Origin of the sequence: Streptomyces sp. NPDC005899, from assembly GCF_040629645.1 — a bacterium.
GTDB lineage: Bacteria > Actinomycetota > Actinomycetes > Streptomycetales > Streptomycetaceae > Streptomyces.
Genome location: NZ_JBEXWB010000589.1, coordinates 1 through 2,405, shown reverse-complemented (window position 1 = coordinate 2,405; position 2,405 = coordinate 1). Strand labels below are relative to the sequence as shown.

The 2,405-nt window shown below is 74.0% G+C and carries 2 protein-coding genes; both read left to right on the top strand.

What is annotated here, in order from left to right; genetic code table 11:
- A partial coding sequence (locus tag ABZ371_RS31740; RefSeq protein WP_358686212.1) for an ATP-binding cassette domain-containing protein occupies nt 1-757 on the top strand: 757 nt, incomplete at its 5' end.
- A partial coding sequence (locus tag ABZ371_RS31735) for an ABC transporter ATP-binding protein (RefSeq protein ID WP_358686210.1) occupies nt 754-2,405 on the top strand: 1,652 nt, incomplete at its 3' end. The genes ABZ371_RS31740 and ABZ371_RS31735, both read left to right, overlap by 4 nt.

Below are 2,405 nucleotides of genomic sequence, written 5' to 3'. Positions count from 1 at the left end.
CGGGGCGATGCCACGCGACGCGTCCACGGACGCCTCCCGTGCGCGGACGGAGGAGACCGCGCGCGCCGGGAGCGAGGACGGGTCCCGGGCGGCTCCCTCGGTCCTGCTCGGCGGGGTGCCGTTGGACGAGTTGCCGCTCGCGTCCGCGCGGGCAGCGGTGCTGGTCCAGGACAAGGACCCCGTGCTGCTCTCGGGCACACTGCGGGAGCTGCTGGACGTGCCGTCCTCGGGCGCGGTCACCGCCGAGGACGCGCTGATCGCCGCCCAGTGCGGTGATGTGCTCCGTGCACTGGCCCAGGCGTCCCTGGACACGGACGGCGACCCGATGCGCACGAGGATCACCGAACGCGGCCGTTCCCTGTCCGGTGGCCAGCGCCAGCGGCTGGCGCTGGCCCGCTCGCTGGTCACCGACCCGGAGGTACTGGTCCTCGACGAGCCGACGTCCGCGGTGGACGCGCATACGGAGGCCCGGGTCGCGACAGGTGTGAAGCGGCTGCGGGAAGGCCGTACGACGGTGGCGTTCGCCTCGTCACCGCTGCTGCTGGACTGTGCCGACCGGGTGGTGCTGGTGCACGGGAACGCGGTCGTGGCGGTCGGTTCCCACCGCGAGCTGCTGCGGAACGAGCCCCGTTACCGGGCGGTCGTCACCCGTGAGGCCGATGACGGGACGGCGGCACCGGCCGCGTCCGGGGAGCTCGCCGGGATCGACACCTTGCGGTCGGCCGGGGCGATCGAGGAAATCGAGGAGAGGGCATGATCGGCCTCCGGCCACCCGCGTACGACCCGGCCGCCCCGGAGTCGGCGACGACCCTGCCGGTCGGCACACCGGCGACCGTACGGGCGTACGTCCGTTCCCTGTTGCGGCGTCACCGCAGGGCGTTCGCGACACTCGTCTGCGTCAACGCCGTCGCGGTGATCGCGTCGATCACCGGTCCGTACCTGCTGGGCGGGCTGGTCGAGGACCTCTCCGACGGGGTGACCGACCTGCACCTGGAGCGGACCGCGGCCGTGTTCGCGGTCGCCCTCGTCGTGCAGACGATGTTCACGCGGACCATGCGGCTGCGCGGGGCGATGCTCGGTGAGGAGATGCTGGCCGACCTGCGCGAGGACTTCCTGGTGCGGTCGGTCGGGCTGCCACCGGGTGTCCTCGAACGGGCCGGTACCGGAGACCTGCTCTCCAGGATCACGACGGACATCGACCGGCTGGCCAACGCGATGCGTGAGGCCGTGCCGCAGCTGGCGATCGGTGTGGTGTGGGCCGGGCTGCTGCTCGGCGCGCTGACGGTCACGGCTCCGCCCCTCGCCCTCGCGGTGCTGATCGCCCTGCCCGTGCTGATCACCGGCTGCCGCTGGTACTTCCGCCGGGCCCCCTCCGCCTACCGCTCGGAGGCCGCCGGATACGCGTCCGTGGCAGCGGTGCTGGCCGAGACGGTGGACGCGGGCCGGACGGTGGAGGCGCACCGGCTGGGGGCCGGCCGGATCAGGCTCTCGGACCGCCGGGTCGCGGAGTGGACGGCCTGGGAGCGGTACACGCTGTTCCTGCGCTCGGTGCTCTTCCCCGTCATCAACGCCACCTACGTGACGATCCTCGGCGCGGTGCTGCTGCTCGGTGGCTGGTTCGTCATGGAGGGCCGGCTCACGGTCGGGCAGCTGACCACGGGAGCGCTGCTGGCGCAGATGATGGTCGATCCGATCGGCCTGATCCTCCGCTGGTACGACGAGTTGCAGGTGGCCCAGGTGTCGCTGGCCAGGCTGGTGGGCGTGCGGGAGATGGAGCCGGACGCGGGCGACGACCTGGCCGGCCCGGACGGGCGGCGGGTACGGGCCGACGACGTGCGCTTCGGCTACCGCGCCGGTGTGGACGTCCTGCACGAGGTGTCGCTGGACGTCGCCCCGGGCACGCGCCTCGCGCTGGTCGGTCCGTCCGGGGCGGGGAAGTCGACCCTGGGGCGGCTGCTGGCCGGGGTCTACGCCCCCCGGACGGGTCAGGTCACCCTCGGCGGGGCCGAGCTGTCCCGGATGACCGCGGAGCGCGTCCGGACGCACGTGGCCCTGGTGAACCAGGAACACCACGTCTTCGTGGGCTCGCTGCGGGACAACCTGCTGCTCGCGCGCACGGGCGCCGGGGACGCGGAGCTGTGGGCGTCCCTGGCCGCGGTCGACGCCGACGGCTGGGCCAGGGCCCTGGAGGACGGTCTCGACACGGAGGTCGGGTCGGGCGGCCGCACCCTCACGCCCGCGCAGGCGCAGCAGATCGCGCTGGCCCGGCTGGTCCTGGCCGACCCGCACACGCTGGTCCTCGACGAGGCCACGTCGCTGCTCGACCCGCGGGCCGCCCGGCACCTGGAGCGTTCGCTGGCCCGGGTGCTGGAGGGCCGCACGGTGATCGCGATCGCGCACCGGCT